We start from the raw sequence: 4,311 nt of genomic DNA on the forward strand, positions 1-4,311 counted from the left end.
CGATCAACGCGGAGTCGGACAGATGCTCGGGCCGCACGCCGACGATGACGTTCGCGGGCCGCGGATGCTGGGCGATCACCTCCTGGACCTCCGCTGTCAGCATCACCTCGCCGAACGGCAGTTTGAGCCCGACGGGCGACAGCGTGGCCGGAAAGAAGTTCATCGCCGGTGAACCGATGAAGCCGGCGACGAACAGGTTGGCGGGCTGCTCGTACAGCTCGTCGGGCGTGCCGATCTGTTGCGCGACACCGGAATGCATCACCACCACGCGATCGCCCAGCGTCATGGCCTCGGTCTGGTCGTGGGTGACGTAGACGGTCGTGGTGCCCAGCCGTTTCTGCAACCTGGCGATCTCGCCGCGCATCTGCACCCGCAGTTTCGCGTCCAGGTTCGACAGTGGCTCGTCCATCAGAAACGCCTTGGGATGGCGCACGATGGCGCGGCCCATCGCCACCCGTTGGCGTTGCCCACCCGACAACTGTGAGGGCTTGCGATCCAGAAGTCCGGTCAGATCAAGGGTTTTCGCCGTCTCCTCGACCTTCTGGGCGATCTCGGGCTTCTTCATCTTGGCCAGCGTCAACGGAAAGGCGATGTTCTGCCGCACCGTCATGTGCGGGTACAGCGCGTACGACTGGAACACCATCGCGATATCGCGGTCTTTGGGCGCCTTCTCGTTCACCCGTTCACCGCCGATGCGCAGCTCGCCGGATGAGATGTCCTCAAGCCCGGCAATCATATTCAAGGTGGTCGTCTTGCCACAGCCCGAAGGGCCCACCAGGATCAGGAATTCGCCGTCGGCGATGGTCAGGTTCAGGTCGTGCACCGCCGTCGCGCCGTCCGGGTAACTCTTGCTGACATGCTCCAGCACAATCTCGGCCATCGAGTTATCCCTTCACAGCGCCAGAGGTCAGCCCGGCGACGATTCGTCGTTGGAAGATTAGAACAAAAGCGATGATGGGGACGGTGATCACGACGGCGCCCGCCGCGATCGATCCGGTCGGTTCCTCGAACTGCGAACTGCCGCTGAAGTTCACGATCGCCACCGGGGCGGTGATGGCCGCCTTGGTGGCGGTCAGCGTCAACGCCAGCAGCAGATCGTTCCAGGCGAAGATGAACACCAGGATCGCCGCCGTCACCACGCCGGGTGCGGCCAGCGGCACGATCACCTTGCGGAACGCCTGAGCCGGTGTCGCACCGTCCATTTTCGCCGCCTTCTCCAGATCCCAAGGGATCTCCCGGAAGAACGCCGACAGCGTGTAGATCGCGAGCGGCAGCCCGAAGGTGATGTACGGCAGGATCAGGCCCGGCCAGGTGTCGAACAAGCCGACGAAGCGTTCGATGTTGAACAACGGCGTCACCAGCGAGATGGCGGGAAACATGGTGATCAACAGGGTGGCGCCCACCAGCAGTCGCTTGCCCGGAAAGTCCAGCCGGGCAATCGCATACGCCGCCATGGCGCCGAGCACCACGGCGATTGCGGTGGTGATCAGGGCGATCCCCACGGAGTTGATCAGCGCCGAACTGAAGAAGTCACCGCGAAAGATGCCGCGATAGTTGTCCAGCGATATCGACGACGGAATCAGCTTGCCGTCCTTGATCGTCGAGCTCGGCTTCAGCGACAGGCTGAAGATCCACAGCACGGGCAGCAGCGCATACACCCCTACCAGGGTGTCGACGACGGCCCAGAGCGCGGTGCGCCGCGCACCGATCGACAATCCCGCCCGATCAGCGGCCATCGACATCACCCCCGGGCGCCGCCGCACCGAACACTTTGATGAACACCAACGCGATGACGCCCACGCACAAAAAGATCAGCACGCTGATCGCCGATCCGAGCCCGAGGTTGAAGCCCTTGAACAGGTTGTCGTAACCCAGCATCGACACCGATCCGGTGTTGTTGGCGCCGTTGGTGATCACGTAGATGTTGTCGAAAATGCGGAACGCGTCCAGGGTCCGGAACAACAGCGCGACCACCACCGCCGGCTTGATGATCGGCAGGGTGACTCGTGTCAGCCGCCGCCACGCGCCGGCGCCGTCGACCTGGGCGGCTTTCAGCAGATCCTCCGGGACCAGCGCCAAACCGGCCAGCAACAGCAACGACATGAAAGGTGTTGTCTTCCATACCTCGGCGACCACGACGATCCCCAGCGACGGAACCTGTTCGGTCAGCGGTGCGCTGCCTTGCGGTAGCAGGTTGGCCAGATAACCGGTGCCCGGCGTCCACGCGTAATACCAGCTGTAGGACGCGACCGCGGTGACGATGCCGTACGGGATCAGGACCGCGGTGCGCACCAGGCCCTTGCCGACCATGGTGCGGTGCATGACCAGCGCGAGCGCCAACCCCAGCACGAATTCGAGGCAGACCGAGACCACCGTGATGCCCAGCGTCACCGCCAGTGCCGTCCACCAATAGCGGTCGGTCAGGATTGTCACGTAGTTGTTCAGCCCGACGAACGCCGTGTCGTTGGGGACGGCAAGGTTGTTGCGCTGCAAGCTCAACCACACGGCGTAGCCGATCGGATACGCCGTCACCAACAGCATCAGCATCGCCGCGGGGGCGACCAGAAGAAACGCCAACCTCCGTTCCGCCGGCCGGCGGCGCCACCGTGGTAGTACCGATGTCGTTGGCGCGGTGCGGGTTTCGGAGACCGTGGCGGTCACGGCAGCAGCCCCTTCCCGTCGATCGCCTTCTGCACCTGCGTGCTGAGCTCGTCGGCGGTCCGCTCGGGATCGATCTGGTTGATCGGGCTCAGCGTCGCGGCGAGCCGAATAGCCACCCCCTGGTAGACCGGCGTCGCCGGGCGCACCGCGGCATCGGTGAGCTGGCGGCGAATGATGGTGTACATCGGGTATTTCGCCTGAAATTGCGAGTCGGAATACAGCGACGCGCGCACCGGCGGCAGCCCGCCTTCGAGCGAAACATACTTCTGGTGGGCCAGATTGCGCAGGCAGCGGATGGCTTCGAAGGCTTCGGCACGGTGACGCGAGGTGCTGGCCACCGCCAGGTTGGCCCCGCCGATCGTCACCTTGGCCGGGCGGCCGGGCGCCACACCGGGATACGGGGCGAACCCGAACACTTGTTGGCTGGCCTGGTACGCGATGCGGAACTGCTCGTCATCGGGCACGAAGGCGCCGGTGTCGTTGATGCTGCCGGCCAGCATCGGGTTCCGGTTGAGCGGCAGGAACGGCACCCCGCCCTTCACCGCGTTCTCCAGCATGGACGCCAGCGCGTAGGGCCAGTTGACGGCGAGCGCGGCCCGGCCCTGTTCGACGGCCAGGCGCGCGGTGCTCTCGTCGGTCCGGCTGATCGACGGATCCGCTCCGGGCGCGACGGCCACCGACTTGAGGACGCGCAGCGCGGTCACGGTGGCCGCCCGGTGCGCGGGCGTGTCGGTCAGCGTGACCCGGCGACCGTCCTCGGAGAGCACCTGGCCGCCGCCGCTCGCCAACAGCGTGTTGAACCAGACCACCAGGCCTTCGCCCTCGTTGGCCTGCACGCCGATCCAGCTGGGCTGCCCAGCGGCGTGCAGCCTGGTGGCCTCGGACACCATGCCGTCCCAGGTTCGCGGTGGCTGAGGCACCAGATCTGGCCGGTACCAGAGCAATTCGGTATTGGTGGTGACGGGGGCGCCGTACAGTTTGCCTTGCCAACGCGCCGTCGCCAGCGGACCCGGCAGGGTGTCGACCGTGGCGTCGGACTCGGCGCGTCCCTCGGGATCGTCGGACAGCGGCAGCGCCCAGCCCGCTTCGGCGAACTCGGCGGTCCACACCACGTCCAGCGACATCACGTCCAGCGTGCGGTCGCGACCGGTCAGCCGACGCGCCAGCTGCAGACGCTGTTCGCCGGGGGCCCGGGGCAGACTGATCTGCTGGATGGCGAAGCGACCGTTGAATTGCCTAGTGCAGTCCTGGGCCACCGTCGTGAAGGTCGCCCCGTCGGCGGCCGTGGTGTAGAAGCTGATCACCAAGCCATGGCCACCGGAACCGCAGGCCAATACCGCCGCGGCGATGATCGCCGTCGCCAGCGCGAACGCGCCTACCCGGCGCACGCGCCCGCGACGAATCACCACCAATTCACACCTCTCGGGCGCGGCTCAGATCGCCAAGCGCGCCAACAGATCCCGCGCCTTCTCTGCGTTCTGCGGATCACAGAGCACGTCGTAGCGCCCGGCTACCAGCTGCATGGTCGAACTGAAATCCCTGGTGCCGCGGGCCATCGAATACGGAACGGCGGAGGTGATCAACCCGAAGAACACGCCGGCGACCAGACCCGTGGCCAGCGCTCCCCACGGATTGGGACTGAAGAAGCCC

At 65.9% G+C, this 4,311-nt stretch carries 4 protein-coding genes and 1 pseudogene; all 5 read right to left on the bottom strand.

Translation table 11 applies throughout. The features are described 5' to 3' along the window. Positions 1–880, bottom strand: an 880-nt coding sequence (locus A5646_RS05005; protein WP_067020300.1) for an ABC transporter ATP-binding protein, incomplete at its 3' end; no start/stop codon positions are given. Positions 881–884: 4 nt separating this feature from the next. Beyond that, positions 885–1,709, bottom strand: coding sequence for a carbohydrate ABC transporter permease (locus A5646_RS05010; RefSeq protein ID WP_197505124.1), 825 nt, complete (start codon positions 1,707–1,709; stop codon positions 885–887). Positions 1,710–1,725: 16 nt separating this feature from the next. Next, positions 1,726–2,547, bottom strand: a complete 822-nt coding sequence (locus A5646_RS05015; RefSeq protein WP_197505125.1) for a carbohydrate ABC transporter permease — start codon at positions 2,545–2,547, stop codon at positions 1,726–1,728. 110 nt (positions 2,548–2,657) lie between these two features. Then, positions 2,658–4,070 (bottom strand): extracellular solute-binding protein, encoded by a 1,413-nt coding sequence (locus A5646_RS05020; RefSeq protein ID WP_067020303.1) that lies wholly within the window; start codon positions 4,068–4,070, stop codon positions 2,658–2,660. A 24-nt stretch (positions 4,071–4,094) separates the two neighbouring features. Next, positions 4,095–4,311, bottom strand: a pseudogene (locus tag A5646_RS05025) (magnesium transporter); the annotation flags it as partial.

This window comes from Mycobacterium sp. 1245499.0 (assembly GCF_001673615.1).
Taxonomy (GTDB): domain Bacteria; phylum Actinomycetota; class Actinomycetes; order Mycobacteriales; family Mycobacteriaceae; genus Mycobacterium; species Mycobacterium europaeum_A.

What these genes read in the sequence shown, in the direction of transcription:
- A5646_RS05015 (WP_197505125.1), bottom strand. Translation starts at nt 2,547, where the DNA reads ATGCTGATGCTGTTGGTGACGGCGTATCCGATCGGCTACGCCGTGTGG.